The organism is Bradyrhizobium sp. BR 10289 (assembly GCF_019455385.1).
In the GTDB taxonomy this organism is placed as follows: Bacteria; Pseudomonadota; Alphaproteobacteria; order Rhizobiales; family Xanthobacteraceae; genus Bradyrhizobium.
The window spans coordinates 273,121-299,960 of sequence record NZ_JACOFR010000006.1 but is presented as its reverse complement, the minus strand read 5'-3'; the positions used below and the strand labels follow the sequence as shown (position 1 = coordinate 299,960).

Below are 26,840 nucleotides of genomic sequence, written 5' to 3'. Positions count from 1 at the left end.
TTCTCGGACTCGATCTGGGTCTCAAACCCATAACGATACTGGTCGACGTCGATGCCGCGAACCCGTTCGATGGTCTCCTGAACCGCCGCCATCTATCGCTCCGTCCGCGAAGAGACATATCCAACCGTGGCAAACCTGGGCCGCCTGCGCGCCCGGTTCGCAGCGCGCGCGATCACCAGAGTGACATGCCGGTCGGGGCTCACCGTCAGCCGGCCGAGCTGCGCGACACGGCGGCAGATGCCCGTGCCCAGGTTTCCGATCCAGACTGCTGGCCTCGACCACACCATCGACTTGCCCTCAGGCCGGAACGCAGGTGTCGGGCACCGGGCAGACGACCGCGCATTGCGGCGCATCGAAATGCCCTTCGCATTCGGTGCACTTCTTCGGGTCGATCACGTACATGTCGCGCTTGAGGCTGATTGCGGCGTTCGGGCACTCGAACTCACATGCGCCGCAAACCGTGCATTGCGAAGCGACAATCTTGTAGGACATGTGTTCCGACTCCTTGGGCAGATGATGTCGTCGGACATCTCCTTTCAAGCGTCGTGCCAACCGGGAAACGTCGGAAATTCAACGGCAATCTGCCCAAGGCGGCTTGTCGTGGCCCCGACAGCATGTCGCATCTGCGACAGCCGCTGTCAGAGCCGCTTGACCTCGATGCCGTGCTTCTTCAGCGCGTAGCCGATTTGCCGCGGCGTCAAGCCGAGCAGGCGCGCGGCCTTGGCTTGAACCCAACCGGACTTCTCCATGGCGGCGATGACACGGTCGCGCTCCGCAACACTGCCGGCGAGCCCGGCGCCCGACGCGGAAGCCGCCGACTCCACGGTTGCCGGGGGGCCGCCAACGACCGTCTCGCGCGGGGCAGCGGCTGGAAGAACGGAGAGCGGCACAATCGGCAATGATCGCTGCGACGCGCCTTCGGAGCTGCCGTTCCACAGCATGGCCGACAGGCATTGGCTATGACAACACGCAAAATCGTTCCTGACGATTTCCGGCCCTGGCGCCAGCGTCGCCGTGCGCTGCACGCAGTTTTCGAGCTCCCGCACGTTGCCGGGGAAGCCGCAGCTCATCAAGACCTCGATCGCGTGCCGATCGAAGCTCAATGCGCGGCCGTTCTCGGTGTTGAAGTTCTTCAGGAACTCGTTGGCAAGCAGCGGAATATCGCTGCGCCGCTCGCGCAATGGCGGCAACATCATCGGCACCACGCTGATGCGGTAATAGAGGTCGGCGCGGAATTCGTTGCGCGCCACCGCCTCTTCCAGATTGCGGTTGGTCGCGGCGATGACGCGAACGTCGACCTTGATGGTCTGGTTGCCGCCGACCCGCTCGAACTCCTGCTCCTGCAGCACCCGCAGAAGCTTGGCCTGGAACGAGGCCGAAATCTCGCCGATCTCGTCAAGGAACAAAGTGCCCTTGTCCGCGAGCTCAAACCTGCCCTTCCGGGAATTGAGCGCACCGGTAAACGCCCCCTTTTCATGGCCGAACAGTTCAGATTCCAAGACCGATTCCGGCAGGGCCGCGCAGTTGACTTTGATGAACGGGCGCTTGGCCCGCGGCGACAGCTCATGAATGGCCTTGGCGATCAGCTCCTTGCCGGTACCGGACTCGCCGCGCAGCAGGACCGTCGCGTTCGACTTGGCCACGACCGCAATCTTGTCGAGCAGCGCGCGCAGCGCCGGGCTGTCACCGATGATGCCCTCGACGTGAACCTTGCGGCGATCACGCGTCGGCTTTAGCTCAGACAGCTCCTTCTGCAGGCGGTAGCTCTCGTGCATCAGCCGTTCGCGGTCCTGCGCGACGACACGGTGCAGCTTCACGGTCTGGCCGACGAGATTGGCGATCATGGTCAGCAGACGGACGTCCGAGTCGAGCCGATACAGCGGCCGCTCGTCCCAGACCCGGTCGATCGTCAGCGTCCCGACCACCTTGGCGTCGATGCGGATCGGCACACCGATGAACGACACACGCGTCGTCTCCGACGCCCCCAGAGTCTCCAAGTCCGAGGGGCTGAAGGCGGGATGGGTCGCGATGTTTTCTGCGACCAGCGGCATCGCCGTCGCAACGATCTGGTCCACGGCCTTCTGTGGCAACCGCCCGCGATAACGCTCGTCGCTGCCCTCGCTCCATCCGGCGCCAACCGCAAGATCGGGAACACCGTCATCGGAGAGCAGCGCGACAACGCCGTGGCGCATCTGGAGGAATGATTGCAGAAGGTTGATGACGTTGGCGAGCGTGGTTTCCAGGCGGGTCGGGGCCGTCAATATCTTCGAGATCTCGAAGATGCCGGTCAGCGCGATCTCGTTCAGCGGCACGATCGGCGCGATCTGATCGGCCTGCGGGCGTTCAACCACGGAACCAACGTGCAGCATGACGGAATCTCCGTTGCCTGTTACATCCTCCCCGCAACCTTCTTTGGAATTTGTCTTATTCTCATTCATGTCGTGTCGGGAGTCGCGCTCAACTTGTCGGCATCGCTGCAAAAAGATTCCTTCGCACTTGCACGCTTTCTCATCCAACTCACGGAATTTACCGTCGGAATGCGCGACACGCTCAAAAGCGCAATCTCCGCATTGATCCAGCGCAAATCGGCACATTTCTTTGGCGAGTAGCGAGGGCCATGTGATCACACGTGCTGCCCGCCGTTGATCGGTACCTCCGCACCCGTGACGTAGCTGGCAGCGTCCGAGCATAGGAAGAAGATCACCTTTGCGACCTCGTCCGGCGTGCCGACGCGGTGCAGCGGTATGATCGGTGCCAGCTGCGCCTCGGTCTCCGGCGACAGGATGTCCGTCTTGATCTCGCCAGGAGCGATCGCGTTGACGCGGATTCCGAACGGCGCATAGTCGTGCGCCATCTCGCGGGTCAAGCATGCAAGGGCGGCCTTCGACGTCGCGTAGGCTGTTCCGGCAAACGGATGCACCCGGGAGCCGACGATCGAGGTGACGTTGACGATCGAACCGGACGCAAGCTTCAGTTCGTCGACCAGTCCCTGTGCGAACAGGATCGGCGCGAGCAGGTTGACGTGGAATACGCTCATCCAGGTTTCGACCGGTGTCGTCAGCGAGTTCAACCGGCTGCCGTCGGCGGCCTTGGGCGAAATCCCGGCATTGTTGATCAGCGCGTGCAGCGGCCGGCCGTCGAGCCGCTCCTTGATCTCCGCGACAGCGCGCGGCAAGGCACGATGGTCGCTCAATTCGACCTGGACATGATTGTCCGTCCCCGAATCCGACGGGCATCGATCGCCATCGAACGGCTGCCGCGAACAGGTGATGATCCGCCAGCCGGCTTCGGAAAACAGCTTTCCCGTCGCATGGCCAATTCCCCGGGATGCGCCGGTCAGCACCAGCGTCTTTCGTTCGCCAGCCCGCGCCTGCGACTTGTCGCCGTGGAACGGACAGAGCGCGACATCGGACGCCGATGCGCCATCGCGGGCCAGTAGATCGAGCGTCACAAAAGCTCCTCACTGCGTCCAGACCGGACGCCTGGCGTTGCATGTGGAGCAACTTTGCAGGATTTGGGCCACGCCCCGCCGACCGATCGTTGCGATTTTCGCGTCCCGATGTCGGCTTCCCGACATGTTGGACGGTTTGCAACAGGAGTACGTGGGCTTTCGGACCCGATGCGGCAATCATCGCGCCCTCCCGGTTCCTGAATGTTGGTCGACGGTTGTGAGCTGATTTTCAATCGTTCCAAATGGCCCGGCTCTTGCTCTCTTCGTTTCAGACTCAAGCGCGTCCTGGCTTGCTACGCCTTGTCTGCAAACGTGGTTTCAAATGTCTCAGCCGAACAACCAACGACTTTTCGCCGTCATCCTCGGCACCAATGAGATCGCTTCTGCGATCGGCATCCAGCTCGTGCGCGCCGGCTATTGCGTGGCGCTGTCACATGATCCGGATCCGCCGGTGATCCGGCGCAAGATGGCGTTCCATGATGCCCTCTTCACGGATACCGCGCAGGTCGAAGACGTGGTTGCCGAGCGCGTCGATGACGGCATGCAGGTGCATCGGGCGTTGAGATCACCGCCACGGCTGTTCGTGACCTGGCTCGGCCTGCTCGATCTTCTGCCGGTCCGCCAGATCGATCTCCTGATCGATGCGAGGCTTCAGAAGCGCCGCATCACACCCGACCTCCGACGACTCGCCAGACTGACCATCGGACTGGGCCCCGGATTCTCTTCGAACTTCAATTGCGACGTTGCGGTGGAGACCCGTCCCGGCAACATCGGGCTTATCACCGACACGCGCTGGACCGATGCCGCCGACGGCGTTGCGAGTTCTCTCGGCGATGTCGGCGCCGAACGCTTCGTCTACTCCCCGCACCCCGGCCGCTGGCGGACGCCCGTGGAGATCGGCACGCGCGTCTACCGGGATCTCGTGTTGGGGCATCTTTCGGGCGTTCCGGTGGTCGCGCCCCGCGACGGAATTTTGCGCGGCATTGCCCGCGACGGCAGCGAAGTTCCGGCCGGCGTCAAGCTGCTGGAGGTCGACCCGCGCGGGCGCCATGCCCAGTGGACGGGAACCGACGATCGGGGGCGCGCAATCGCCAGCGCGACATCGGCAGCCATCAAGCTTTGCGCGGCCCGACGCTCGACACAGCGGAATCCGGCATGATCGTCTGTTCCTGCAATGTCATCAGCGATCACGACATCAGAGGCGTCGCGTCGGGCGACGACGAACTCTGCTCGACCGCGCAGGTCTACGGCTGCCTCGGATGCACCGTCAGATGCGGGCTGTGCTCGCATTCTGTGAAGCGAATTCTTGAGGAGCGGCCGGCCCGTGCCGCACGACATCCGACGACCTTGCAGCCATAGCCGTGGGACATCCGACCAAGAAAACGTCGCACGACTGATGCGGCTCCTTCGAACGAGACGTTCCCGGAGCGCAGCTGGTCACGCCACGTCGAACTTGACGCCTTGCGCCAGTGGGAGCGTGCGACCGTAATTGATGGTGTTGGTGACACGCCGCATATACGTTTTCCACGCGTCCGATCCGGACTCGCGTCCGCCGCCGGTCTCCTTCTCACCGCCGAAGGCGCCACCAATCTCCGCGCCGGATGGGCCGATATTGACGTTGGCAATGCCGCAGTCGGAGCCGCGGGCCGACAAGAAGGTTTCCGCTTCGCGCAGGTCGTTGGTGAAGATCGATGACGACAACCCTTGCGGAACGGCATTGTGCAGTTCAAGCACGGAATCGAAATCGCGATATTTCATCACGTAGAGGATAGGCGCAAAGGTCTCTTGCGCCACCGGCCCGGTCTGCGCCGCGATCTCGACCAGCGCCGGGCGGACATAGTAGGCGTCAGCCGCCCCCCCGATGGCAACCCGCTCGCCACCTTGGACCTGCCCTCCGGCAGCGGCCGCAGCCTTGAGCGCACTCCGCATCGCGCGATAGGCCGCGCCGTCGATCAGCGGACCAACCAGGTTACCGTCTTGCAGCGGAGAGCCAACGGTGACGGACGCGTAGGCCTGTTTCAGGCGCGGTATGAAGCTGTCATAGACGCTTTCGTGGACGAACAGGCGGCGCAATGTGGTGCAGCGCTGTCCCGCGGTTCCCATCGCGGCAAAGGCGACGCCACGCAGCGTGAGGTCGAGGTCGGCGGTCGGCGCAACGATCGCCGCGTTGTTGCCGCCGAGTTCGAGCAGCGCCCGGGCGAACCGGCCGGCAAGCCGCGGGCCGACCGCGCGTCCCATCGCCGTGGAGCCGGTGGCCGAGACCAGCGGCACCTTGGCATGGTCGACGAGCACCTCGCCGATCGCACGGCCGCCAAACAGCACTGCCGCAAGCCCCTGCGGCGCGCCTCCGCCGGCCTCATTGAAGCGTTTGAGCGCGCGCTCAAAGAGGGCGTGTGTCGCAAGCGCGGTCAGCGGCGTCTTCTCCGACGGCTTCCAGACCAGGCTGTTGCCGCACACCAGCGCCAAGGCTGCGTTCCAGGCCCATACGGCGACCGGAAAATTGAACGCAGAGATGATGCCGGTGACGCCAAGCGGATGCCAGCTTTCCATCATGCGATGCTCGCCGCGCTCGGTCGCGATCGTCAGGCCGTAGAGCTGCCGCGACAGGCCCACCGCGAAATCGCAGATATCGATCATTTCCTGAACCTCGCCGAGGCCTTCGGAAACGATCTTGCCGACCTCGATCGACACCAGTCGGCCCAAAGCCGCCTTGCTGGCGCGCAGTTCCTCGCCGAACAGTCGCACGAGCTCCCCTCGCTTGGGTGGCGGCACCAGCCGCCAGCCGAGATAGGCCGCGTGCGCCTGTTCGATCACGCCAGCGGCTTCGGTTGCGCCGATCTCCACGACGCGGCCGATGATCCCGCCGGTGATCGGCGTACGAACGACGATGGTGCCCTCGGTATAGTCGGAGCGCTTGACGCCGAGTTCGGCGAGAAGCCGGTCGACTTCGCCGGCAAGATCGGCATTGGCGGTAAGCGTCTGCGGTGCTGATTTGACGGACATAGCGGTTTTCCAAATGTTGCAGATGATCTTAGTTCCGTAGGTCGCGCGCGCGCCCATTCCGCAGGGCCGGAACGCAAGGCGCGCCCAGGAAAGCCATGGCGGTATCCATCTCGCGCAGGACCATACGCAGGACGGCTTCGGCGCCTGACTCTCCCCCGGCCGCAAGTCCCCACAGCGGCAAGCGACCGAGAAGCACGGCTTCCGCGCCCAGCGCCAGATATTTCAAGACGTCGGTGCCGCGCCGGACGCCGCTGTCGGCCAGAATCGTCAGACGGCCATTCACGGCGTCGGCAATCCCCGGAACGCAATCCGCCGGAGCCGGCAGACAGTCGAGATTGCGCCCGCCATGGACCGAGACCACGATGCCGTCGGCCCCGATCTCGACCGCCTTTTCGGCATCCTCCACCGTGAGCACGCCCTTGATGGTGAGCTTGCCTGGCCATATCTCGCGCAGCCGGCGCATGTCGTCCCAGTTCAGCCGAGGCTCGAGCCGGACCGCCTCGGCGACGTCAGCGCGGGTGATGGCGGTGCGAAATGCGTCCGGATAATGGCCGTAGGTCGGCATGCCCTCGCCCATGAGATAGCGCGCGAGAACTCCCAACAGCCAGCTCGGATGCAGTGCCACGTCGATCATGCTGCGCAGCTGCGGTTTGAGCGGAATGCCGAACCCGTTGCGTTCATTATACTCCCGATTGGGCGGGACGGGCGTATCGACCGTGACGACCAGGTTGTCGCAGCCGCAGGCGCTCGCACGCTCCAGGAGACGTGCGGTCAGGGCGCGGTCGCGCCAGACATAGAGCTGGAACCAGAGCAAGGCATCCGGCGCGCCGCGCCGGATTGCCTCCACCGTGGTCACCGATTGCGTCGAGATGCAGATGGGAATGCCGACGCGCGAGGCCGCGCGGGCCAGCTTCGTCTCCCCATCATGCGAAACAAGTCCGGCGAGCGCCGTCGGCGCGACAACGAGGGGCGCAGCGATCCTTTGGCCGAACAACACCGTATCGAGATCGCGCCGGTCGTGCCCCGTCAGCACCGCGGGCAACAAGGTAATGGCGTCAAGCGAGGCACGCAGGCGCGTCAATGCCGTTTCATCCTCGGAGCCGCGGTCGATATATTCGAACAGCCCGCGCGGGAGGAATCGTCGCGCGCGGCGGCGATAGTCGCTGCCATTGAGGAGCATCGGCATCGGCGTTTCAGGCCGCGTAGCGTTTGAACTTGGATTTCGAGATCGACGTCGCGGCGACGTGAACATGCTGAACCAGCTCGGCCTCGACACGCTCAATGGTCCAGCGCGTCGTGGGCACGGAAATATTGACGGCGGCGATGGCCCGCCCGTGCTCGTCGATGATCGGCGCCGCGACGGAAATATCGCCCATGACGCTCTGGTTGATCTGGATCGAATAGCCGCGCTTGGCGGCGAGACCGACCTGCTCCATGAGCTTACCGGGATCCGTAATCGTGTAAGGCGTGAGTGGCTCCAGTCGAGTACGCTTCAGGAGGTCCTGTTGCTCTGCTTCGGGAAGGGCCGCCAGGATGGCTATGCCGGAGGCTGTGAAGTAAGCCGGCAGCCGGCTTCCGATCACGAAATCGATATGGATCAGGTGCTGGCCGGGAAAACGCGCCACGAACACGACCTCGTGGCCATCGAGCTCATGCAGGTTGCAGGTCTCGCCAAGATTGCGGCTCATGTCGAGGAGATAGGGCGAGGCCTTGTCGATGAGCTCGTTGGCCTTGAGATAGCTGTGGGAGAACTGCAGCACTTTCGAGGTCAGCCCGTAGTCGCGCGTGCCCTCAATCCGCTTGAGATAGCCCAGCGATTCCAGCGTGTAGACCAGCCGCTGCGTCGCGCTGCGATCCAGATTGGCGGCCCGTGCGATATCGGCAAGCGTCATGAAGCGTCGCGGCCCATCGAAGGCATGCAGGACCTGGAACGCCTTCTCGGTCGAGCCGACGAACAGGGACGAGCGTCCTGGCTCTGCACGTTTGGCGACAGGCGTTGCAGCACGAGCTTTTGCCTCGCCCTTCGTCTTGCCGGCCTTCCGCGAGCCACCCTGGCCAGAACGTGCCATGTCGCCATCCCCCGTCATGCAACGTTCTCGGAAATCGCCAACTGCTTGCGGAGTTCAACGCGCAGATCGGATACCAGCGCCGGCGCCGGCTGGACCAGGGGTGCCAGCATGCGCGGTGCGTCGATGCCGATCATATCCATCACCGCCTTCATCGGCCCAGGATTGGTTTCGGCAAAGGCCATGTTCATGAGCGGGATCAGGCGACGATGCAGGCTCAATGCTTCCGCGGTGCGCCCGGCGATCGCCGTCTCGTAAATCTGCCGCCAGGCGCGCGGCAGCAGGCACGCGGTCACGATGATGCCGCCCCTCGCGCCGGCCGCCAAATGCAGCGGAAACAGGCTATCCTCGCCGCTCAGCACCGCAAAGCTCTCGTCGACGCCGGCGACCACCTGCAGGAAATGATACATGTCGAGATTGCAGGCCTTCATGCCGATGATGTTGGGGTGCCTGGAGAGCTCATGCAGGATCTTCGGTTCGATCGCGATCCGAGTGCGGTAGGGGATTTCGTAGATCAGGATGGGCACAGGCGAGGCATCGGCATAGCGCAGGAAATAGTCGCGAATGCCGGCCTGAGTCGGATTGGTGTAGTATGGCGTAAGGACCAGCAGGCCGTCCACGCCCTCCGCGGCGAATTCCCTGCCCGCCTGAAGCGCATCGTGAAAGCCGGTGTCCAGCACACCCGCGATCACCGGACCTCTGCCGTTCATGGCCTTTACCGAGAGGCCCGCCATCTTGATCCGCTCGGCTCGCGCCAGCGCGCCATATTCGCCGGTGCCGCCAAGCGGCACGACGCCCTCGATACCCTGCTTGTTGAGCCAGGCGAACAGCGCCGAAACGGCAGCGGCATCGACGGTGTCGTCGGACTTGACCGGGGTCGGAATGGCGGGGAACAGGCCGCGAAGGCGAGGAGCAGTCAGCATGTAAGAAAACCTCTATTTCGAGAGTGGAACGGCTACCGTGCGGCAGCGCGCCGACGCAGGCGTTCGGCCGTGAAGATCAGGAGCCCCATGAAGATGAACAGGCAGGTCGACACGGCCGCGATGACCGGCGAGACCTGTAGCGTCACCTCGTCCCAGAACTGCTTGGGCAGCGTGGCATTGAGGCCGCCGGTGGCGAACAGCGCGATCGTCAGCTCGTCAAACGAGGTCGCAAAGGCGAATAGAAACGACGACATCATGCCCGCGCCCAGGATCGGAAAGGTGACGTGACGCAGCGTTGCGAACGGCCGCGCGCCGAGGCTCGAGGCAGCATGATCGAGCCGCGTATCGTAGTTGCGCAGCACGGCCATCATGGTCATCACCACATAGGGCACCGCGACGACCGTGTGGCCGAGGATGAGACCGAAGGCGCTGCCGACCAGGCCGATATTCGCGAAGACGTAGAACAGGCCAACCGCGATGATCATGCGCGGCACGACGATCGGCGACAGGATGAAGGCGAGCCAGGCTCCCTTCCCCGGAATGTCGCTGCGCACCAGCAGGAACGCCGCCGGCGTGCCGATCAGCATGGCAAGGAGCCCCGTGCCGACGCCGACCATCAGCGAGCGCAGCATGGCCTGCGTCCACACCGGGGAGGCCAGCACGGTCTCGTACCAATGCAGCGTAAAGCCCTGCGGGGGCCAGTTCAGCCCGCCTTTGCCGAAGGACAGCGGGATCATCAGGACCGTGGGCAGGCTGATGATAAGAAGCATGGTCCAGACGAACGCCTGCAAGCCAAGCCCGGGCTGGTCCGGATTGCGGTCGCGGCGGCGCGACGGCAGCAGCGAGATGATGGCATCCGAGATCGTTCCGAGCACCGTCAGGAGCACGTCGCCGACCTTCGCGAGCGGTTCTGACAGACGCGACGGTTCGGGCTTGCGGGCCGCGGCGGAGCCCGTCATCGTCGACAGGCCGAGCAGCCGGTCATAGGCGGCAAAGACGATCAGCACGACGAACAGCAACAGCACGGAGATCGCGCCGGCAAAACCCCAGTTCATGGTCTGCTGGATCTGGTCGATGATGAGCTGCGTGATCATGGTGTCGCGCCGGCCGCCGAGTAGCGCCGGCACGATGAAGAATCCGATCGCGGTGACGAACACCATGATGCCGGCCGCCGCGACACCGGGCAGCGACAGAGGAAAGTAGATCTTCCAGAACGCCATGCCGGGGCGCGCCCCGAGTGTCGCCGCGGCACGCGGCAGGTTACGGTCGATGTTCTCCATCACCGAGAGCATGGTCAGCACGGCGAGCGGCAGCAAGGCATTGACCATGCCGACCAGGACGCTGCCGAAATTGTAGAGCAGGTTCGCCGGGCTCGAGATGATCCCGAGCGACAGCAGCAATTTGTTGATGACGCCGTTGCGTCCCAACAGCACGATCCAGGCAAAGGCGCGCACCAGAAAACTGGTCCAGAAAGACAACAGCACCCAGAACAGCAGCGTCGCCTTGCGCTCCTTGCCGACCACGGAGATCAGATAGGCGATGGGATAGCCGGTGACGACGCAGACCAATGTCGTGACCAGCGAGATCTTGAGCGTAATGAGGAGAACGTCGACATAGACTGAAGATGCGAAGAGCTGGCGATATTGCGCGAGCGTGAAGCCGCTGTCGTTGTGGATGCTGAGCAGCAGCAGCTGGCCGACCGGATAGACCAGAAACAGCACGAGCAGCAGCCCGAGCGGGCCGCCCATTGCGACCCAGCTCCAGATCCGGCCTTGCGACAGCGCGCGCTGCTTTGCGCCCATGGCCTCAACGCCCTCCATCATCGCGGATCGCGACCGCATCCGCCGGATTCCAGGCGAGCGAAACCAGCTGCCCGATCTCGTGGGGCGCTGAGCCGGAGCGGGTCGGGTAGGCAGCGACGAGCTGCGGCAGGCCTGCCACCTCCGGCGCGATGTAGAGCCGCGTCAGGCTGCCGCTGATCATCACGTCAACCAGCCGGCCGGTGAGCCCACCTGCTCCGGCGGTCGCGACTTGCAGATTCTGCGGCCGGACCATGACCTTGATGGGCTCGCCGGCGGCAAACTGCGCTCCGTTGCCGACCGCACGCGACGGCGCGGCTTGAGCCGCCAGCGCGATGTCGAGGCCGTGCGCGTCGACATCGCGTACCGTGGCGCTGAGCAAATTGGACTCGCCGAGGAAGTCCGCGACGAACACGGAGCGCGGGCGAAAGTAGAGATCCTCCGGCGTACCGAGCTGCTCGATCGCACCCGCATTCATCAGGCAAATGCGATCCGACATCGTCATCGCCTCTTCCTGGTCGTGGGTGACGTAAATGATGGTGGTACGCAGCTCGCGATGGATGCGCTTGATCTCGAGCTGCATCTGGTCGCGCAGCTTCTTGTCGAGCGCGCCGAGCGGCTCGTCCATCAGGATGATCGCTGGCCGGTAGACGATGCAGCGCGCCAGCGCAATGCGCTGCTGCTGGCCGCCCGAAAGCTCGCGCGGAAAGCGCTTTGCGACGTGCGGCAGCCGTACGGTCTCCAGCGCTTCCATCGTGCGCCGGCGCGCCTCCGCTTCGCTCACTTTCCGCATCTTCAGGGGAAAGGCGATGTTGTCCTCGACCGTCATGTGAGGAAACAGCGCGTAGTTCTGGAACACCACGCCGATGTCACGCGCATAGGCGGGGCTGTGCGTCACATCAGCATCGTCGACGAGGATCTGGCCCTCATCGGGATGGGCGAGTCCGGCGATCAGGCTAAGCAGCGTCGTCTTGCCCGAGCCGGAAGGGCCCAGCAGCGTGAGAAATTCGCCCTTGGCGACGTCGAGACTGGTCGGTGCCAGCGCGACGAAGTCGCCATAGCGCTTGGAAAGTCCCAGGATGCGCAGGCTCGACGAGACCATGGGCTGCTCCGGTCGGGCAAGACGGTTCAGGACAGGACCCAGCTGTTGAAGCGCTCGATCACGGCGGCTTGATTGTCGAGCCAGAATTTCGCATCGATCTTCAGGCCGGCCTTGATGTTGTCCGGATAGGTCGGACAGTTCTTGGCGAGCTCCGGCTTGACGTAGTTGAAGGCCTCGGGTTGCGTCAGCCCGGCCGGGAAGTACTCGGTGAGCGCGGCCTGGCGCTTCGGATCGGAGGCGAACTTGATGAACTCGCGACAGGCATCGGCATTCGGTGTACCGGCGAGGATCGACCAATTGTCGCCGCCCCAGATGCCCTGGTTCCAGACGATCTCGACGGGTGCGCCGGCGGCTTGCGCAGCCTGCGGACGGGACACCCAGGTCGGCAATAAATCGATCTCACCCGAGGTCAGCATCTGCTCGACCTGCGCACCGCTCGTCCACCATACCGCGACCGACGGCTTGATCTTGTCGAGCGAGGCAAAGGCCTTATCGAGGTCGCAAGGGTAGACCTGAGCGGTCGGCGTGCCTGCCCCCATCAGCGCCTCCTCGATCGTGTCGAAGGGGTGCTTGCGCACGGCGCGGCGGCCGGGAAACTCGTTCACATTCCAGAAGTCGGCCCAGGACTGCGGCGCCTTGCGGCCTTTGAAGGCGTCGGTGCGATAGGCAAGCACCGTGGTGTAGACGTTGGTGCCGACGCCATAGGGCGACATGAACTCGGTCGGAATCGACTTGACGACCGGCTCGGCTTCGAGGCCGTGCTTCTCGAGATAGGGTTTGCTGCCCGTGGTGAGCAGCAGGATCGCGGGCCAGCTGATCTTGGCCATGTCCCAGGTGTAGTTCTTGGTGTCGACCATGGTCTTGATCTGGGCGACCGGCTCGGCATTGGCCTGCACGCCGACGACCTCGATTCCCGTCGCCTCGGTGAAGGGACGGTAGAACACCGCGCCATAGGCTTTGGTGTAGATGCCTCCATCGTCGCGCACCACGATTCGCTTGCCCGCAGCGCGGGTTGGAGACCAGACGGCGGGCGCGGCGAGTGCGACGGCACCGGCTCCGGCACCGAGCAGAAGGCGACGGCGGGAGGTGATGATCTTCGGAAGATGGCTCATGTCAGTCCCCTCTTTGCGATGGTGCGATAGATGGCGAGGCACTTGGTGATGGCGGCGGCAGGACGCGGCCGGGATTAAACAGGCCCTTTGGGTCGAAAGCCTGCTTCACGGCGCGCATCAAAGCGAGCTCGGCGTGCGCCTTGTAGCGGCTCATCTCGCCGGTCAGCGTCCGGCCGACGCCGTGTTCTGCGCTGAAGGTGCCGCGCAGCGAGCTTGCGGCGTCGTTCATGGCGCGGCGGATGCGCTGTGCGAGCGCGTCGCGATCCGGCATGGCGTCCCATTGCGCAAAGCTGAAAAACGGAATGAAGTGGACGTTGCCGTCGCCGAGATGGCCGACGATCACGAACCGAACATCCGCCACGATGGCGCGTACCGAGGCCATCGCCCGGTCGATAAACGCTGGCACCGCCGAGACCGGCACCGCGCAATCCGACGTGAGGCCAACGCCGGCCTTCTTGTTGGCCTCGGACACGCTATGCCGCACCAGCCACATCGCCTTGCGCTGCGCCTCGCTCGAGGCAACGACGCCGTCACGGATCATGCCGGCTTCGAGCGCCTGCTCGAGCACGCCTTGCATGGCCGCAGCCAACGCGCCGGCATCGCCGGTGTCGGAGAGTTCGACCAGCACATGCCAGGTATCGATCTCGGCGAGCGGACAGCGACGGCCCGGAACCTGCTCGAGCACGAGCCGAACCTGCTCCGCGTTCATCATCTCGAAGGCGGAGAGGCGCGAATTCCACGTCGCCTGAAACAGGCCGAGCACGTCGAGCGCCCGCTGCGGATTCTCGACCGCGAGCCACGCGACGGCTTCTGCCGTCGGTAGCGGATGCAGCTTAAGCACCGCCCCGGTGATGATGCCGAGCGTGCCTTCCGAGCCGATGAAAAGATGCTTGAGGTCGTAGCCGGTATTGTTCTTGCGCAGAGCGTAGAGCCCGTCCCAGACCGAGCCATCCGGCAGCACGACTTCAAGTCCGAGCACGTTCTCGCGCGTGTTGCCGTAGCGCAGCACGCCCGTGCCCCCGGCATTGGTCGCGATGTTGCCGCCGATCTGGCAGGAGCCCTCAGCGCCGAGGCTGACGGGATAGAGCCGCCCCTCGGCCGCCGCGGCTTCCTGAATGGTCGCGAGGACGCAGCCGGCATCAACAACCATGGTATTGTTGGCTGGATCGATCGCGCGGATCCTTCGCATGCGCGTCAACAGCACGATGACCGGACGCTCGCCTTGATCGGAGGGCGTCGCGCCGCCGCACAGGCTGGTGTTGCCGCCCTGCGGCAGCACCGGTACGCCGCTCTCGACACAGAGGCGAACGACTGCGGCGACCTGCTGGGTTGTCGAGGGCAGCACTGCGCAAAGCGCCGGCGCCCGATAGCGGCCGCGCCAATCCTCGGTGAATGCGGCAAGATCCTCATCGCGCATCAGCACGGCCGTGTCGCCCAGCAACCGCTTGAGCGCCTCGATCAGAGCCATCGAACCTGCCTCCCGGGAGGGCCGACAGTGGCCCGGGTCGCGGACTACAATAATCGCAATGCAATTACTTCAATTGCATTATAGTGACTATGAATTTCGCGAGACGGCGAGTCAAGCAAGTCCTGCGGAACGAACAGAGAGAGGGAGAGACGCGTCGCTCTTCGAGCAAATGGCAAAGCTCTGGTCTTTTGGCTTCAATTGCGCGTCGCATCCGATGCGAAGCGGCGATCCTGTTCGCATGTTCGAGGAAGGACCAGCGCTGGCTCGACCACGAACCGGGGCTGAAGGGGCAAGGCTGTTTGCCTATCTCGCGGCCTGAAGGACGCGGCACCAGAAGACGACGGCAAGTTGAGCCAAGTCAACGCGAGCAAGGCGGCTCTCGCAGATCATCCAATCCGAGCAGCCAAGGGAGACCGTCATGTCAGAGCAGAGCAGCGTCCATTTTTACCTGAATTGGGCCAAGGAACGCATCGACGAAATGGATGCCGCCCTTGCTTCGTTCGGGGTCAAGGCCGGCGAAGCCAAGGCCGAGTCCCAGGTCAAGGCTCAGCAGATCATCACCGAACTGACGAAGCGCCGGGATGAATTCCGGGCGCAGTTCAAGACGCAGGCCGAGGCCGGCGAAGCGGCCTGGGCACACAGCAGGACAGAACTCGAGAAGCAATGGAACGGGTTCGAGGCGCAAATGAAGACTTACTTCGAAAGCGCCGGTAAGCAGATCGAGCAGCAGCAAACGACCTTCAAGGACATCGCCGCCGCACAAGCCAAAGCCTGGCGCGAGGCGGCCGACAAGTTCCGTGAGGCGGCGGGCAAGGTTGCCGCAGCACATGCCGGGGATTTCGAAGCCGCGCTCAAGCAGATGAAATCCGATGCATCAGAGGCGGAAGCACGCCTGCAGACTCTGAAGCAAGCCGGCAGCGAGTCATGGTCCGTCCTCAGCGCAGCGCTCGCGGAAGCCCGCAAATCGTTCGATCAAGCCAATCAGGCGGCCTGGAATGCGCTGAAGGGCTCCGGTTCGAAGAGCTGAACACCGCCGTTGTCCTCAGTTGAGGTCCGGAGAGAACCATCCAACTCTCCCGACCTCTCAGGTCCTTTGACGTCGGGAGCACGCGTCCGCGAGCATTCACGGCGATCGCGCTCCATCTCCGCAGCCATTGGCCCCGCTACGACGCCAGGAAAGCATCGATGCGCCTGCACGCCTCACCCTCCCCCGAGAGGTCGGCAGCAATCCGCTCATAGAGACCGGCCGCCCCCTTGTAGATCAGCGCCTCCGGGAACTCCCCGCCGATGAACTCCGAGATCGCGTGCATCTCCTCGACCCAGCGATAGGCTTTCGGGTACATGTCCGGCAGCGTCTTGGCGAAGCGGGCCAACAGTTGCGGCTGGCTCGCCGCCAGTTCAGCCTTCAGCGCAGAGCCTGCTCCCGCACGTTCGGCAGCCAACACCATCGCGGTCGCGATCGCCACCAAGCCCTTGGTAATGCCCGCATAGGACAGCTTCAATGCCGAGGCTGCACCAATGGGACCGTCGACGATGTGGACGTCGAGACCATACTTGGCCAATTCCTTGAGTTCCGGCGCCGCATTGCCCGAAAAATAGAAGGCGGGTCCCTGATCATCGCCTTTCGGCGGAAAGCCGATGATTGCGCCGTCAACGAGGCGCGCGCCGGCGCGCCGGAACAGACGGTCGATGCCTGTCATCGTCGAGACGCCGACGGCGTTGCAATCGACGAAAAGCGGCGCATGGGCGGCGCGCCCAAGTCTCACGGCGAAGCGCTCGGCAAGCGCGTTCGCCTCGCTCGGCGGCACGATCGAGAAGATCACGCCGGCTTCGTCCACCAGGCGCTGATCCTCGGCATGCTGCATGCCCGCCGCTTCCGCCCGTGCCCTGCTCTTGGAGCCGCGGCCCTCGAGGGACGTGAGGACCTTCACGCCCTGCCGGTTCAGGCGTGCCGCGATGGCGCTTCCCATTGCACCAGGTGCGATGATCGCAATTGTCGGTGTCATGCGTGCTCTCCCTTCGTGACTGGACTCAGCGCCAGGCGATCGCCTGGACGACAATGGAAATGCTGACGGCCGATAGCGTCGTCGCCAGCGCGAACGAGCGCGCGGCGTCCTCGGCGTGGCGGCCAAAATGCGACGCCATGACATAGACGTTGATGCCGGGTGGCAGCGCCGCGGTCATCGTTGCGATCAGGATCTGCTCCCGGGGCAAACCCATCGCCTGCGCAATGGACCAGATCAGCAGCGGGTGAATGACGAGCTTGAGCACGACGGAGGCGACCGGCGCCGCGAAATTGGTCGGCAGCGGCACGCGCGCCACGGTCGCACCCAGTGCGATCAACGACAATGCCGGCGCTGCGGCCGCCAGCATGCCGATGACGTGATCGATCGGCTCCGGAACAGCGAGCCCGGTTCGGCGCCAGACGAGGCCGGCGGCCAGAGCAACGGTCATCGGGTTGCTGATCGCGGAGATCAGCGCGTTCGAGCCTCCCCTTGCGCTGTTGCCGAATGCCAGCAACAGCGTCGCGAGCGGAATCAAGACGAGCGTGTGAATGGCGATGATCTGGCTCAGCAGCGCGACGCCCTGATTCCCAAGCAAGGCCTGGGCAATCGGAACGCCGATCAGCGAGGAGTTCGAATAGATCACGCCCATCCCGAACACGACGCATTCGGCCAGACTCAAACCGAGCGCGAGACGCCCGTAAATGAAGGCGACGACGAGCAGTGCCGCACAGCCGAGCAGGTAGATCAACGCGATCTCGCCGTCGCCGGCCGCCTGCGCGCCTTCCGCAAGTGATCGAAAGAGAAGCGCCGGAATTGCGAAGCAGGCAACCAGCTTGAGAAGCCCGCCATTGGCCTCGGCCGTGATCAGCCCGCTCCGGGCGGCGGCAAAGCCCAGAGCGAGCAGCGCGAAGATCGGCACGAGGAGGGTCAAGGTCATCATGATTCTCAGCGGATTTGCATTGTCGGAATTGCGCCGGCCCGGCCCGGCGCAATGCTGATCATGCGGCTGCTCGCAGCAACGGTGCCCGCCGCTCGGTGATATCGGAGGGATCGGTCTGCACCGTGACGCCGTGACGATCCAGCATGTCGGCCGCCACCGTGCACAGCTCGACATTGGTGGTTGGCCTGATCTTGCCGTCGCCGTCGAGCAGGAACGGCGTATCTTCCATGCCGACACGCACCACATCCACTTCGCTGTCGTCCTGCGCGGCATAGCCGATCACCCTGCGTACGGCGTCGAGCGGATGGCCCGCCAACGGCCCCACATCCATCACCCGAACCTCGCGCGCGGCGTGATGCGGCAGGATTGCAGCTCCCACCGTGATCGATACCTTGCGCTTGCGCGCCCCCTCCGGGGTATCGCGCTCGAGCGATTTGGCCATGGAGACGACGGAACGGAATTCATCGTAGGTTTCCGGGAACGGCAGCTTCGGCGAGAAACCGAAGAGCAGGGTGACGTTGAGCTGGTCGGCTCCGGCCAGCCTGATGTCGTGTCGCGCGATCGCCATCCGCGACATCGCGTAGCTGCGCATGGTCTGGACCCATTCGATCTCGTCGAGCAGATGCAGCCGCCGGCGTGCCGCGACCGCTTGTCCGTAGGCGGTCAGCTGGACCGCGGGCGACGATCGACCGTAATTGTTGCCGTTCGCCGTGGAGTTGGTGTTCATCTTGACCTCCTCTTGACGGGTGGAGGGCTGATAGCGCTCGACCTCGCGCAGGAAAAGATCGCTGTCGACGAGCTCACGGGTCAACGGACCGATGCGATCTTCGAGGTCACAGACGATCTGAAGCTCGATGGCGGCCTGCATCGTGATGAAATGTGCGCCCCCCGCGCTCAGCGACAGACTCGCATGGCTGACCCGCTCCCACTCGCCATGCGCACTGATCCGCTGGATCACCTCCCGGCCGTTCCGACTGGCGCCGAAGCTGATCACCATGTCGGGCGACAGGCGCTGTACCAGCAGGCTGACCCTGCGATAGACGTCGTTGTCCGTGGTCTGCTCGCGGGTCAGCGGATTGCGGCCATGATAGTGATAATAGCGGCAACCGAGACTGGTCAGCGCCTCCACCTCGTGCGCGATCTCCTCCTCGGTGATGGCGATGTCGACGCCGGTGCAGATGCGGTCGAGCACGGCGTCACCGGACGGATGATGATTCAGAGGTGTATATTTCGCACCGGTCGAGCAGCATCCAAGTATCAAGGTCTTCGGCATTCTCGTCCTCTTGCTTGTTGGAAAGGGATTCTGGTCGTTGCTTGGTCCGGCTTCCGGCAAAGGGGTGGCGCGTCCGGCGCAGGGATATGCGCCGGCCAGGTGCTTGATCCGTCTTGGAGGTGCGTTACTTCAGGCTTTCCAGGTAGCTCACGACGTCCTTGCTCTCCTCGGGCGTGGCGAGCCCCCCGAAAGGCATGCGATTGCCGGGAACGACATCCTGCGGATCCGACAGGTATCGCGCCAGCGTCTCTTCGCTCCACACGATCCCGCTACGCTGCATCGCGCGTGAGTAGCGGAAATTCTGCACTTGGCCGGCCTTGCGACCAACAATGCCATGAAGGGACGGACCTTGTTCGGTGCCGTCGCCGGTCGCGCCATGGCAGGCTGCGCATTGTTCGAACAGCGCTTTGCCGGCGACGATATCGGCCACGGCGATCGGCGCGTTGGCCGTCGCTGCGAACAGCAGCGCGGTAAGACTCAGTCCGCGCATCGAGAGTGTCGTCACAGTTGCACCATTGGCGAAGGTGATTTCAGATAGGTCTTGACCAGCGCGTCCGCGCACCAATAGGCCGTCGCCGCCGCGGCTGCAGTCGGATTGTAGCCGGCGTTCTGCGGAAAGACCGATGATCCCAGCACGAACAGATTGTGCGCGTCCCAGCTCTGCAGATAGCGGTTCACCACGCTGTCCACGGGCGTGCGCCCCATGATCGTGCCGCCGGTGTTGTGGCTGGATTGGTAGGAGACGACGTTGAAATCGCCCTTGCGCGGCTGCGGCGCGACGATGGTCGCATTCATTGCGCGACCGATGTCCGCAGCCTTGCCGAGCAGATAATCGGCCATCGCGCGATCGTTCTGCGTGAAATTGAACGTCATCCGCAGCAGCGGCTGACCGAACATGTCGCGATAGGTCGGATCGAGATCGATCGAGTTAGTGCGCGATGCGTAGTTCATGCCCTCGCACAGCACCATCGCGGTCTTGCGGTACCATTTCGCGGTTTCCCGCTTCCAGGCCGCGCCCCATGCGGCCGTTCCGGGTGGCGTTGGGCGGAACGAAATCGGTCGGCCATTGGTGCTGTTCAACGAGATGTAACCGCCGCCGAGGAAGCCGAGATCGGCGTGATCGAAATTGTCGCCGTTGAAGTCGTCCACCACCATGCCAAGACCGCCGGCGCCCATGAACGGGTTCAGTTCCTCGTCCTTGAAGAACAGCTGCACCGTCGGCTGGATCTGGTAGCAATAGTTCTTGCCGACCACGCCGGTGCCCGCGCGGGGATCGTATGGCTGGCCGATCCCCGACAGCAGCATCAGGCGGGTGTTGCCGAACACCCAGGCCGAGAGAACGACGATCTCCGCCGGCTGGTCGTAGGTCTCGCCCGAGCGCAACGATGTAGCGCACGCCCGTCGCGCGTCGCGACTGCGCATCGTAGAGCACCCGTGTCGCATAGGCATTGGTCACCTTGCGAAAGCCGGACGCCTTGCCCAGCGCAGGTGCGAGCGTGCTCAGTGGCGTGGCTTTGGCGTTCGCTTCACATCCGAAGCGATCGCAATGGCCGCAGTACTGGCAGGACCCGAGCTGGGCCCCTTCCGGGTTGCGATAGGGTGCGCTGGAGTTGGAGGCCGGTGCCGGAAACGGATGCAAACCGAGCTCGGTCGCCGCGCGCCGGAACAGCTCATTGGCGTGCGACGATACCAGCGGCGCATTCGGATATTCGCCGCTGCGGGGCCCTTCGAAGGGATTGCCGCCCGCCTGAATCCGGCCCCCGATATTGCCGGCCTTGCCCGATACGCCGCAGACGGCTTCGAACCGCGCATAATGCGGCTCCAGCTCGTCATAGGTGACGCCCCAGTCCTGGATCGTCATGTCGTCGGGAATGCGCGCATGACCGTAGCGCTCGGTGAGATGCGTTCTGAGATTGTGGTCGGAGGGAAGGAAGCGGAACGTATTGCCGTTCCAGTGCGTGCCCATGCCGCCGACACCGTCGCCGGACAGGAAGGCGCCGAACCGCCGCACCGGCCTCGCCTCGTCGTCGAGGCGGTGGCGAAGCGTGACCGTCTCCATCTTCGGGTCCTGCATCAATTCCTGGCGAACCGAGTAGCGCAGCTCGTCGCGGATCGCCGGCAATGCGAAGTCAGCAGCAGGGTCACGATCCGGCCCCCGCTCCAGGGCCACCACGTCGAGGCCGGCACGGGTGAGCTCGCGCGCCATGATCGCGCCCGTCCATCCGAGGCCGACAATCACGGCATCCGTCGCCTTCAAGACCTTTGCCATGACGCGCTCCTGTTCACCAATCGATCAGAGGAAATCTGCAATCGATTTAGGTTCGGCCTCATAGCGCCGTCCCCGATGATCCCTAATTGCCTTCGCATAGGTCGCGGGCAGCCCCGGATAGCCGATCATCCGCCACGATGCCTTGCCGCGGTTGCCGCCATAGATCGGATCCGAGAAGAAGCCCTCCATTGAGAGCTGGAGCAACGCGGCAAAGAACGCGCGTGCATCGATGCGCGGAAGGGCGACCTTGCCGCCTTCGACCTCCAGAAGCAGCGCCTCCAGCGCAGGCTTGGAAAGCTTGCTGACCTGGCGGCCGCGCTGCGCCACCGCCCATGCGTCGAGTTCGGCAATCCCGAGCCGGATGAACGCCAGCGGCGCGAGCGGCGACTGCGACCCGAACTGCGGCTGTCCACTGCTCGGCTGGAATGGCCCCTCCTGATAAAGCCGCGCCCCCGCGCCGTAGGCGCCAGCGAGCTGCCGATCGATGAAGGCGACGACGCCGCATTCAGAACCTGACGGCGACAGGTCATCGGCCGGAATGAAGGCATCGATGACAGCCACCAGGAATTCCGCCTCGCTTGGCGTCAGCACATAAAGCGGCTCTGCCGTGGCATCGGAGGTCGCGGCGGGATTGACCTTCGTGGCCGCCTCCGCCGCCGGCGCGGCAGCCGCTTCGCCGCGTGTGAGCGCAAGAACACCACCTGATGCGATGAAGCCGCGTCGGTCGAGCATCGCGTCAGCCCCTTTGCTGCGATTGCGATGGTCGAATTATTGCGGCGCAAAATGCTTTGTCCAATTCCGAAGACGAATTCGACCATGACAACTTCGCATCATGCCGATATTCGCTCATATCAGCGGCACGCGGTGGTGCAATCTGCCACGATAACAAGCATGCGTTGAGCCATGGACGACGCGCGAACGCCGCTGTCGCCTGCCGACGACAACAAAACGTTAACCAATCGTTCGATGGAGATGCGGGATTAGCCTTGCCGCCTTACTGCCGAAGCATCTGCGCATCCTCGGCGTGGATCGGCGTGGCGATTTCGGGAAGAGCAACGGGCGACAGCAGAGCTTCCAGGCCCTCGGTATTCAACCGCGTCCAGAGTTCTTCGGCCTTCTTGCCGAGCCGCTGCGCGGGGCGATAAAGCCTGACGTCGAGCTCGATCGCCAGGCGCGGATCTCCGGTTCGCACCAGCTTGCCCCGAATGATGTCGTTGTGCGTGGTCGTCAAGGGCAGCCAGGCGACGCCCAATCCCGCAAGCGCCATCGTCCTCAGACCATCCGCCAGTGAGTTGTCGTAGAGGCTATGGAGCTGCACCAGGTCCGGCCTGCGCGCGACGAGATCCTCGACGGCCCAGCCGAGCGAGCATTCCGGGCTATACGCAAGATAGGATGTGGAGAGCCGCGGATTGAGGTCGAGCCGGTGCAGCGGCTTGCCGTCGGCCGCAGGCGCCGAGAGAGGAATGAGCCGCTCCTTGCCGATCGAAATCGATGCGCAACCCTCGATGCTCAGAGGCCTTCCCGCACCGCGCAGGATCGCTCCTTCCGCATCGACGAGACACACGACAAAATCGACTCCTCCGTCCTCGAACAGGCTGGCACAACCCGGCAGATTGTCCGACGTGACGGACAGGCGGGTGGAGCCGAGCTTCGCCTGGATCGCCAACAGCCAGCGCGGAAAGAACGTCACCGACAGGATATGGGGGGCGGCGAATCGAATGCTTCGCAAGCGTTCATTCTGGTCTTCACGAATGGTACGGCGAACGCCGTTCAGGCGCCCGAGCGCTTCGTTGGCGACATCGAGCAGCTTGTGGCCAGCCTCGGTGAGCTCAAGGGGGGCGTGGCGACGGTCGATCAGGGCTGCGCCGGCCCAGTTCTCCAGCGACTGGATGCGGCGGCTGAGGCCGGATTGCGTGACGTTGCGCAGTTCGGAAGCCTTGGTGATGTTGCGCGTCTCGGCGACCACGATGAAGTCTTCGAGCCAGCGTATATCGAGCATCGCACCCTCCAGCCGAGGCAGCCGCTGACCGCCTCGTTGTGATCATGATCATGACACGTCACACGTGCAGCGCATCATGCGAATTTCGCATCACAGGCCGAGCGATCGGCATTGGCCGAGCCGCTTTGCCACGGTTAATCTTCCCTTGATCCCGGCGCTGCCGATTTCGACCGAGCCGGGTGTTGACCTCATCTGGGACATCTCTTGGGACTTCCCGATCGCCCGCCGGCTGTGCTGCCGCCGCGGCGAGCGGTGACGTGCGGCCATCATTCTTGAGGAGACCTCCATGCAAGGGCGAAGCTTTTGGTGTTACTCGATTGCCGGCCTGTGGGGCGCGATCGCCCTGGCGGCTCAGGCCCACGCGGCCGGTCCTGGCGACAGTCCGATCCTGAAACGGATCGCCGCGCGCAATGCAATCACCATCGGGCATCGCGAAGCGTCCGCTCCCTACTCGTTCATCGACCGCGACCAGAAAGTCGAAGGCTATTCCATCGATCTCTGCATGAAGGTGGTCGAGGCCGTGAAGGCCCGGCTCGAGATGCCGAGCCTCGAGGTCAAATATGTGCCGATCAACACCACCAATCGCATTGCGCTGGTCGCCAACGGCACCATCGACCTGGAATGCGGGACGACCACCAACACGCTGTCGCGGCAGGAGCAGGTGGAATTCTCACCGATCTTCTACATCACGGGCACGCAGGTCCTGGTCAAGAGCGACAACGGCGCCAGGGAGGTCGAAGACCTCAAGGGCAAGCGGGTTGCCGTGCTTCAGGGATCGAGCAACGAGCAGTCGCTGCGGATGCTGAACGATACCGAGAAGCTCGGCATCGAGCTCGTCTATGCCAAGGATCTCGGCGAAGGCGCGCTGCTTGTGGCCAGCGGCCGGGTGGACGGCTTTGCGGCCGATGGTGGTCAGATCAAGGTCTACGCCGCAACCAAGGCACAGCCGAAGGGAACGCTCAAGGTGATCGGGCGCCTGCTCACTTACGATCCCTATTCGGCCATGATGCAGCGCGGGGACCTGGAATTCGCCCTGCTCGTGAAGCGCGCCTTCGCCGATACGTTCCGCTCGCCCGAGGCCGAGAAGCTCTACGCGAAATGGTTCGGCCCGCTCGGCATCGAGATCGAACCCGAGCTCAAGACCGCCTTCGCGATCCAGGCTCTGCCGCAATGACCTATCGCTGGGACTGGAGCGTGCTGGTCTCGGAGCCCTATCTTGGGTGGCTGCTGGCAGGATTGGGATGGACCCTGCTGGTCGCGGGCGCGGCCTGGGTGCTAGCCCTCGCCGTCGGGGTGACGATCGGTGTGCTCCGGACTTTGCCCAACCGTGCTGCGCGAACGTTCGGCACGGCCTATGTCGAAACCTTCCGCAACATCCCGCTGCTGCTGCAATTGTTCGTCTGGTATTTCGTGCTCCCGGAACTGCTGCCGGCTCCGATCGGCAACTGGATCAAGCGCGACCTGCCGCTGCCGGAATACTGGACCGCCGTCATCGGCCTCGGCCTGTTCACGGCGGCGCGCGTTGCCGAGCAGACTCGTGCCGGCATCCAGGCGATCGGGCGCGGCCAGGCGATGGCTGCGGCGGCCAGCGGCCTGACCCTTACGCAGAGCTATCGTTACATCCTGCTGCCCATCGCTGCGCGGAACGTCCTGCCGCCGCTGACATCCGAATTTCTCAACGTGGTCAAGAATTCCTCGCTCGCGCTGACGATCGGCCTGCTCGAGCTCACCGGCCAGAGCCGCCAGATCGAAAGCGCGACGTTTCATGGCATCGAAGCGTTCACTGCCGCGACCCTGACCTATGTCGTCCTGACGACGGTGGTGATCGTCGCGCTGCGTGCCATCGAACGGCTGGTCGCGATTCCCGGTTTGATGGCGCGGGCCTGATCCATGAGCGATTTCGATCCCGATCTCCTCAGCGCCGTGGCGCCGTTTCTCTGGGACGGCCTGCTGACGAGCTTCGGCCTGTTGCTGCTCGCGATGGCCGGCGGCGGTCTGCTCGGCACCCTCCTCGCCGTGATGCGCATCGCCGGACCACGACCGATCGCAGCCCTTGCGGCCGGCTACGTCAACGGGCTGCGCTCCGTGCCGCTGATCATGGTGATCTTCTGGTTCTATCTCCTGGTGCCGCTCGTGATCGGCCGTCCGATCGGCGCTTTCACATCGGCGCTGGTTGCTTTCGTCATTTTCGAGGCCGCCTATTATGCCGAGATCATACGCGCCGGCATCCAAAGCGTACCGAAGCAGCAGCTCGCGGCCGCCCTCGCATCCGGGCTAGGCCCACTGCAAGCCTATCGCTTCGTGATCCTGCCGCAGGCGGTCCGGAAGATGCTGCCGATCCTGTTGTCGCAGAGCATCGCGTTGTTTCAGGACACCTCGCTGGTCTATGTCGTCGGCCTGCATGACTTCATGACGGCGGTCTCCGTGACGGCGAACCGGGAAGGACATCTGGTCGAATTTTATCTGTTCGCCGTCGTCATCTACTTCACGCTCTGCTTCGCCGCATCCCAATCGATCCAGTTCCTCAACAGGCAGCCGGTAAGTCCATGACCATCTCCGCCGTCCGTAAGGCGTCCCCGATCGCACCCGCATCTGTCGAGCAGCCCGTGACCATCGAGATTACCGGGATTTCGAAGAGCTATGGCGCGCTGGAGGTCCTGAACGATTGCTCCATGAGCATTCGGAAAGGCGAAGCCGTCGTCGTCTGCGGACCGTCGGGGTCGGGCAAGTCAACTCTGCTGAAATGCGTCAACGGTCTCGAGACGTTCCAGAGCGGGTCGATCGTGGTCGATGGCGTGTCCGTCGGCGACCGCAACACGGACCTCACCCGCCTCCGAAGCCGGATCGGCATGGTCTTCCAGCACTTCGAGCTCTATCCGCATTTATCGGTGCTCGAGAACATCACGCTGGCTCAGGTCAAGGTGCTGCGCCGGTCCAAGGCCGAAGCCAGTGAAAAGGGCATGGCGCTGCTTCGCCGTGTCGGCCTGGGCGACAAGGCCGGTTGCCATCCGGCCCAGCTCTCGGGCGGCCAGCAGCAGCGGGTCGCCATCGCGCGTGCACTGGCTATGGATCCGATCGCGATGTTGTTCGACGAACCGACATCGGCGCTCGACCCCGAAATGATCAAGGATGTGCTCGACGTCATGACAGAGCTCGCGGGCGACGGCATGACGATGATGGTCGTGACCCACGAGATGGGGTTTGCGCACCATGTTGCCGATCGCGTCGTGTTCATGGACGGCGGACGCATCCTCGAGGATGCTCCGAGCTCCGTCTTCTTCGCACAGCCCTCGACCGAGCGCGCACGCATTTTCCTCTCCAAGATATTGCGCCAATGAGATTTCCCATCATGATCCGAAGACGCACGCGGCGGTTCTACCTCGCAACAGGCGCCGGAGGCGTCTGCGCGGAGACCATGCTCGAACAATA

Annotated in this window: 26 protein-coding genes; 7 read left to right on the top strand and 19 right to left on the bottom strand. The window is 63.9% G+C overall.

The genetic code is table 11. The annotated features are described in order from the left end of the window. Window positions 1-297: 297 nt before the first annotated feature. The 3 genes from HYH08_RS14140 to HYH08_RS14130 form a co-directional block, all read right to left on the bottom strand. Window positions 298-492 (bottom strand): 4Fe-4S binding protein, encoded by a 195-nt coding sequence (locus HYH08_RS14140; protein WP_211406101.1) that lies wholly within the window; start codon window positions 490-492, stop codon window positions 298-300. A 146-nt stretch (window positions 493-638) separates the two neighbouring features. Then, window positions 639-2,369, bottom strand: a complete 1,731-nt coding sequence (gene nifA, locus HYH08_RS14135; RefSeq protein ID WP_220010422.1) for a nif-specific transcriptional activator NifA — start codon at window positions 2,367-2,369, stop codon at window positions 639-641. Between the two features lie 254 nt (window positions 2,370-2,623). After that, window positions 2,624-3,451: an SDR family NAD(P)-dependent oxidoreductase gene (locus tag HYH08_RS14130; protein ID WP_220010409.1), complete on the bottom strand. Its 828-nt coding sequence runs from the start codon at window positions 3,449-3,451 to the stop codon at window positions 2,624-2,626. Window positions 3,452-3,773: 322 nt separating this feature from the next. Between HYH08_RS14130 and HYH08_RS14125 the strand changes: the two genes are divergently transcribed. After that, complete coding sequence (locus tag HYH08_RS14125) at window positions 3,774-4,610, top strand: xanthine dehydrogenase (RefSeq protein ID WP_220010408.1); 837 nt, start codon at window positions 3,774-3,776, stop codon at window positions 4,608-4,610. Window positions 4,611-4,888: 278 nt separating this feature from the next. On the opposite strand, the gene amaB is transcribed toward HYH08_RS14125, so the two are convergent. The 8 genes from amaB to HYH08_RS14085 are packed head-to-tail and all read right to left on the bottom strand — an operon-like array spanning window position 4,889 to window position 14,924. After that, entirely contained in the window at window positions 4,889-6,454 is a 1,566-nt protein-coding gene (gene amaB / locus HYH08_RS14120) for an L-piperidine-6-carboxylate dehydrogenase (RefSeq protein ID WP_220010407.1), read from the bottom strand. A 28-nt stretch (window positions 6,455-6,482) separates the two neighbouring features. After that, window positions 6,483-7,640, bottom strand: coding sequence for an alpha-hydroxy acid oxidase (locus HYH08_RS14115; RefSeq protein WP_220010406.1), 1,158 nt, complete (start codon window positions 7,638-7,640; stop codon window positions 6,483-6,485). A gap of 7 nt (window positions 7,641-7,647) precedes the next feature. Further along, a complete protein-coding gene (locus HYH08_RS14110; RefSeq protein WP_220010405.1) occupies window positions 7,648-8,523 on the bottom strand; it encodes an IclR family transcriptional regulator in 876 nt (291 codons plus the stop codon). 14 nt (window positions 8,524-8,537) lie between these two features. Next, entirely contained in the window at window positions 8,538-9,443 is a 906-nt protein-coding gene (dapA, locus tag HYH08_RS14105; protein WP_220010404.1) for a 4-hydroxy-tetrahydrodipicolinate synthase, read from the bottom strand. A gap of 32 nt (window positions 9,444-9,475) precedes the next feature. Next, a complete protein-coding gene (locus HYH08_RS14100; RefSeq protein WP_228747818.1) occupies window positions 9,476-11,284 on the bottom strand; it encodes an ABC transporter permease subunit in 1,809 nt (602 codons plus the stop codon). After that, on the bottom strand, window positions 11,250-12,344 hold the full coding sequence (locus tag HYH08_RS14095) for an ABC transporter ATP-binding protein (protein WP_220010403.1): 1,095 nt from the start codon (window positions 12,342-12,344) through the stop codon (window positions 11,250-11,252). The genes HYH08_RS14100 and HYH08_RS14095 overlap by 35 nt, the downstream gene beginning before the upstream one ends. 26 nt (window positions 12,345-12,370) lie before the next feature. After that, window positions 12,371-13,456, bottom strand: a complete 1,086-nt coding sequence (locus tag HYH08_RS14090) for an ABC transporter substrate-binding protein (RefSeq protein WP_220010402.1) — start codon at window positions 13,454-13,456, stop codon at window positions 12,371-12,373. Between the two features lies 1 nt (window position 13,457). After that, window positions 13,458-14,924: an FAD-binding oxidoreductase gene (locus HYH08_RS14085; protein WP_220010401.1), complete on the bottom strand. Its 1,467-nt coding sequence runs from the start codon at window positions 14,922-14,924 to the stop codon at window positions 13,458-13,460. Window positions 14,925-15,342: 418 nt separating this feature from the next. Here HYH08_RS14085 and HYH08_RS14080 point away from each other — a divergent pair, with 418 nt between their 5' ends. Beyond that, window positions 15,343-15,951 (top strand): sll1863 family stress response protein, encoded by a 609-nt coding sequence (locus HYH08_RS14080; protein WP_220010400.1) that lies wholly within the window; start codon window positions 15,343-15,345, stop codon window positions 15,949-15,951. Between the two features lie 136 nt (window positions 15,952-16,087). Here HYH08_RS14080 and HYH08_RS14075 read toward each other — a convergent pair whose 3' ends face one another. The 8 genes from HYH08_RS14075 to HYH08_RS14045 all read right to left on the bottom strand — a co-directional run bounded on the left by HYH08_RS14075 (window position 16,088) and on the right by HYH08_RS14045 (window position 23,411). Then, a complete protein-coding gene (locus tag HYH08_RS14075; protein WP_220010399.1) occupies window positions 16,088-16,930 on the bottom strand; it encodes an NAD(P)-dependent oxidoreductase in 843 nt (280 codons plus the stop codon). A 25-nt stretch (window positions 16,931-16,955) separates the two neighbouring features. Beyond that, window positions 16,956-17,870, bottom strand: coding sequence for an AEC family transporter (locus tag HYH08_RS14070; RefSeq protein ID WP_220010398.1), 915 nt, complete (start codon window positions 17,868-17,870; stop codon window positions 16,956-16,958). A gap of 58 nt (window positions 17,871-17,928) precedes the next feature. Then, window positions 17,929-19,143, bottom strand: a complete 1,215-nt coding sequence (locus tag HYH08_RS14065) for a 3-keto-5-aminohexanoate cleavage protein (RefSeq protein ID WP_220010397.1) — start codon at window positions 19,141-19,143, stop codon at window positions 17,929-17,931. 124 nt (window positions 19,144-19,267) lie between these two features. After that, entirely contained in the window at window positions 19,268-19,648 is a 381-nt protein-coding gene (locus tag HYH08_RS14060) for a c-type cytochrome (protein WP_349631428.1), read from the bottom strand. After that, window positions 19,645-20,094: a GMC oxidoreductase gene (locus tag HYH08_RS37805; RefSeq protein WP_349631427.1), complete on the bottom strand. Its 450-nt coding sequence runs from the start codon at window positions 20,092-20,094 to the stop codon at window positions 19,645-19,647. Before HYH08_RS37805 ends, HYH08_RS14060 begins: the two co-directional genes overlap by 4 nt. Then, window positions 20,072-21,412 carry a GMC family oxidoreductase gene (locus HYH08_RS14055; protein WP_349631426.1) on the bottom strand — a complete coding sequence of 447 codons (1,341 nt, stop codon included), beginning with the start codon at window positions 21,410-21,412 and terminating at the stop codon, window positions 20,072-20,074. The genes HYH08_RS37805 and HYH08_RS14055 overlap by 23 nt, the downstream gene beginning before the upstream one ends. Window positions 21,413-21,436: 24 nt before the next feature. Beyond that, window positions 21,437-22,144 carry a gluconate 2-dehydrogenase subunit 3 family protein gene (locus HYH08_RS14050; RefSeq protein ID WP_220010396.1) on the bottom strand — a complete coding sequence of 236 codons (708 nt, stop codon included), beginning with the start codon at window positions 22,142-22,144 and terminating at the stop codon, window positions 21,437-21,439. A 262-nt stretch (window positions 22,145-22,406) separates the two neighbouring features. Further along, window positions 22,407-23,411, bottom strand: coding sequence for a LysR family transcriptional regulator (locus tag HYH08_RS14045; RefSeq protein ID WP_228747817.1), 1,005 nt, complete (start codon window positions 23,409-23,411; stop codon window positions 22,407-22,409). Between the two features lie 64 nt (window positions 23,412-23,475). Between HYH08_RS14045 and HYH08_RS14040 the strand changes: the two genes are divergently transcribed. From HYH08_RS14040 to HYH08_RS14020, 5 genes are read left to right on the top strand one after another with little or no spacing between them, the layout of a single operon-like run. Next, entirely contained in the window at window positions 23,476-23,667 is a 192-nt protein-coding gene (locus HYH08_RS14040) for a hypothetical protein (protein WP_220010394.1), read from the top strand. 30 nt (window positions 23,668-23,697) lie between these two features. After that, window positions 23,698-24,585, top strand: a complete 888-nt coding sequence (locus HYH08_RS14035) for an amino acid ABC transporter substrate-binding protein (protein ID WP_220010393.1) — start codon at window positions 23,698-23,700, stop codon at window positions 24,583-24,585. Then, on the top strand, window positions 24,582-25,298 hold the full coding sequence (locus tag HYH08_RS14030) for an amino acid ABC transporter permease (RefSeq protein WP_220010392.1): 717 nt from the start codon (window positions 24,582-24,584) through the stop codon (window positions 25,296-25,298). The genes HYH08_RS14035 and HYH08_RS14030 overlap by 4 nt, the downstream gene beginning before the upstream one ends. A 3-nt stretch (window positions 25,299-25,301) precedes the next feature. Further along, on the top strand, window positions 25,302-25,961 hold the full coding sequence (locus HYH08_RS14025) for an amino acid ABC transporter permease (RefSeq protein ID WP_220010391.1): 660 nt from the start codon (window positions 25,302-25,304) through the stop codon (window positions 25,959-25,961). Then, the gene (locus tag HYH08_RS14020; RefSeq protein ID WP_220010390.1) at window positions 25,958-26,749 is read left to right on the top strand and encodes an amino acid ABC transporter ATP-binding protein; all 792 of its coding nucleotides are present in this window, start codon (window positions 25,958-25,960) and stop codon (window positions 26,747-26,749) included. Before HYH08_RS14025 ends, HYH08_RS14020 begins: the two co-directional genes overlap by 4 nt. Window positions 26,750-26,840 lie beyond the last annotated feature (91 nt).

Bases quoted from the DNA above. Each gene is read 5' to 3' on its own strand.
- HYH08_RS14115 (WP_220010406.1), bottom strand. From the start codon at position 7,640: ATGCCGATGCTCCTCAATGGCAGCGACTATCGCCGCCGCGCGCGACGA.
- HYH08_RS14025 (WP_220010391.1), top strand. From the start codon at position 25,302: ATGAGCGATTTCGATCCCGATCTCCTCAGCGCCGTGGCGCCGTTTCTC.
- HYH08_RS14070 (WP_220010398.1), bottom strand. From the start codon at position 17,870: ATGATGACCTTGACCCTCCTCGTGCCGATCTTCGCGCTGCTCGCTCTG.
- HYH08_RS14020 (WP_220010390.1), top strand. From the start codon at position 25,958: ATGACCATCTCCGCCGTCCGTAAGGCGTCCCCGATCGCACCCGCATCT.
- HYH08_RS14035 (WP_220010393.1), top strand. From the start codon at position 23,698: ATGCAAGGGCGAAGCTTTTGGTGTTACTCGATTGCCGGCCTGTGGGGC.
- HYH08_RS14065 (WP_220010397.1), bottom strand. From the start codon at position 19,143: ATGCCGAAGACCTTGATACTTGGATGCTGCTCGACCGGTGCGAAATAT.
- HYH08_RS14085 (WP_220010401.1), bottom strand. From the start codon at position 14,924: ATGGCTCTGATCGAGGCGCTCAAGCGGTTGCTGGGCGACACGGCCGTG.
- HYH08_RS14110 (WP_220010405.1), bottom strand. From the start codon at position 8,523: ATGGCACGTTCTGGCCAGGGTGGCTCGCGGAAGGCCGGCAAGACGAAG.
- HYH08_RS14080 (WP_220010400.1), top strand. From the start codon at position 15,343: ATGTCAGAGCAGAGCAGCGTCCATTTTTACCTGAATTGGGCCAAGGAA.
- HYH08_RS14095 (WP_220010403.1), bottom strand. From the start codon at position 12,344: ATGGTCTCGTCGAGCCTGCGCATCCTGGGACTTTCCAAGCGCTATGGC.
- HYH08_RS14045 (WP_228747817.1), bottom strand. From the start codon at position 23,411: ATGCTCGATATACGCTGGCTCGAAGACTTCATCGTGGTCGCCGAGACG.
- HYH08_RS14140 (WP_211406101.1), bottom strand. From the start codon at position 492: ATGTCCTACAAGATTGTCGCTTCGCAATGCACGGTTTGCGGCGCATGT.
- HYH08_RS14100 (WP_228747818.1), bottom strand. From the start codon at position 11,284: ATGCGGTCGCGATCCGCGATGATGGAGGGCGTTGAGGCCATGGGCGCA.
- HYH08_RS14075 (WP_220010399.1), bottom strand. From the start codon at position 16,930: ATGACACCGACAATTGCGATCATCGCACCTGGTGCAATGGGAAGCGCC.
- amaB (WP_220010407.1), bottom strand. From the start codon at position 6,454: ATGTCCGTCAAATCAGCACCGCAGACGCTTACCGCCAATGCCGATCTT.
- HYH08_RS14090 (WP_220010402.1), bottom strand. From the start codon at position 13,456: ATGAGCCATCTTCCGAAGATCATCACCTCCCGCCGTCGCCTTCTGCTC.
- HYH08_RS14125 (WP_220010408.1), top strand. From the start codon at position 3,774: ATGTCTCAGCCGAACAACCAACGACTTTTCGCCGTCATCCTCGGCACC.
- HYH08_RS14055 (WP_349631426.1), bottom strand. From the start codon at position 21,412: ATGGCAAAGGTCTTGAAGGCGACGGATGCCGTGATTGTCGGCCTCGGA.
- dapA (WP_220010404.1), bottom strand. From the start codon at position 9,443: ATGCTGACTGCTCCTCGCCTTCGCGGCCTGTTCCCCGCCATTCCGACC.
- HYH08_RS14030 (WP_220010392.1), top strand. From the start codon at position 24,582: ATGACCTATCGCTGGGACTGGAGCGTGCTGGTCTCGGAGCCCTATCTT.
- HYH08_RS14050 (WP_220010396.1), bottom strand. From the start codon at position 22,144: ATGCTCGACCGACGCGGCTTCATCGCATCAGGTGGTGTTCTTGCGCTC.
- nifA (WP_220010422.1), bottom strand. From the start codon at position 2,369: ATGCTGCACGTTGGTTCCGTGGTTGAACGCCCGCAGGCCGATCAGATC.
- HYH08_RS37805 (WP_349631427.1), bottom strand. From the start codon at position 20,094: ATGAACTACGCATCGCGCACTAACTCGATCGATCTCGATCCGACCTAT.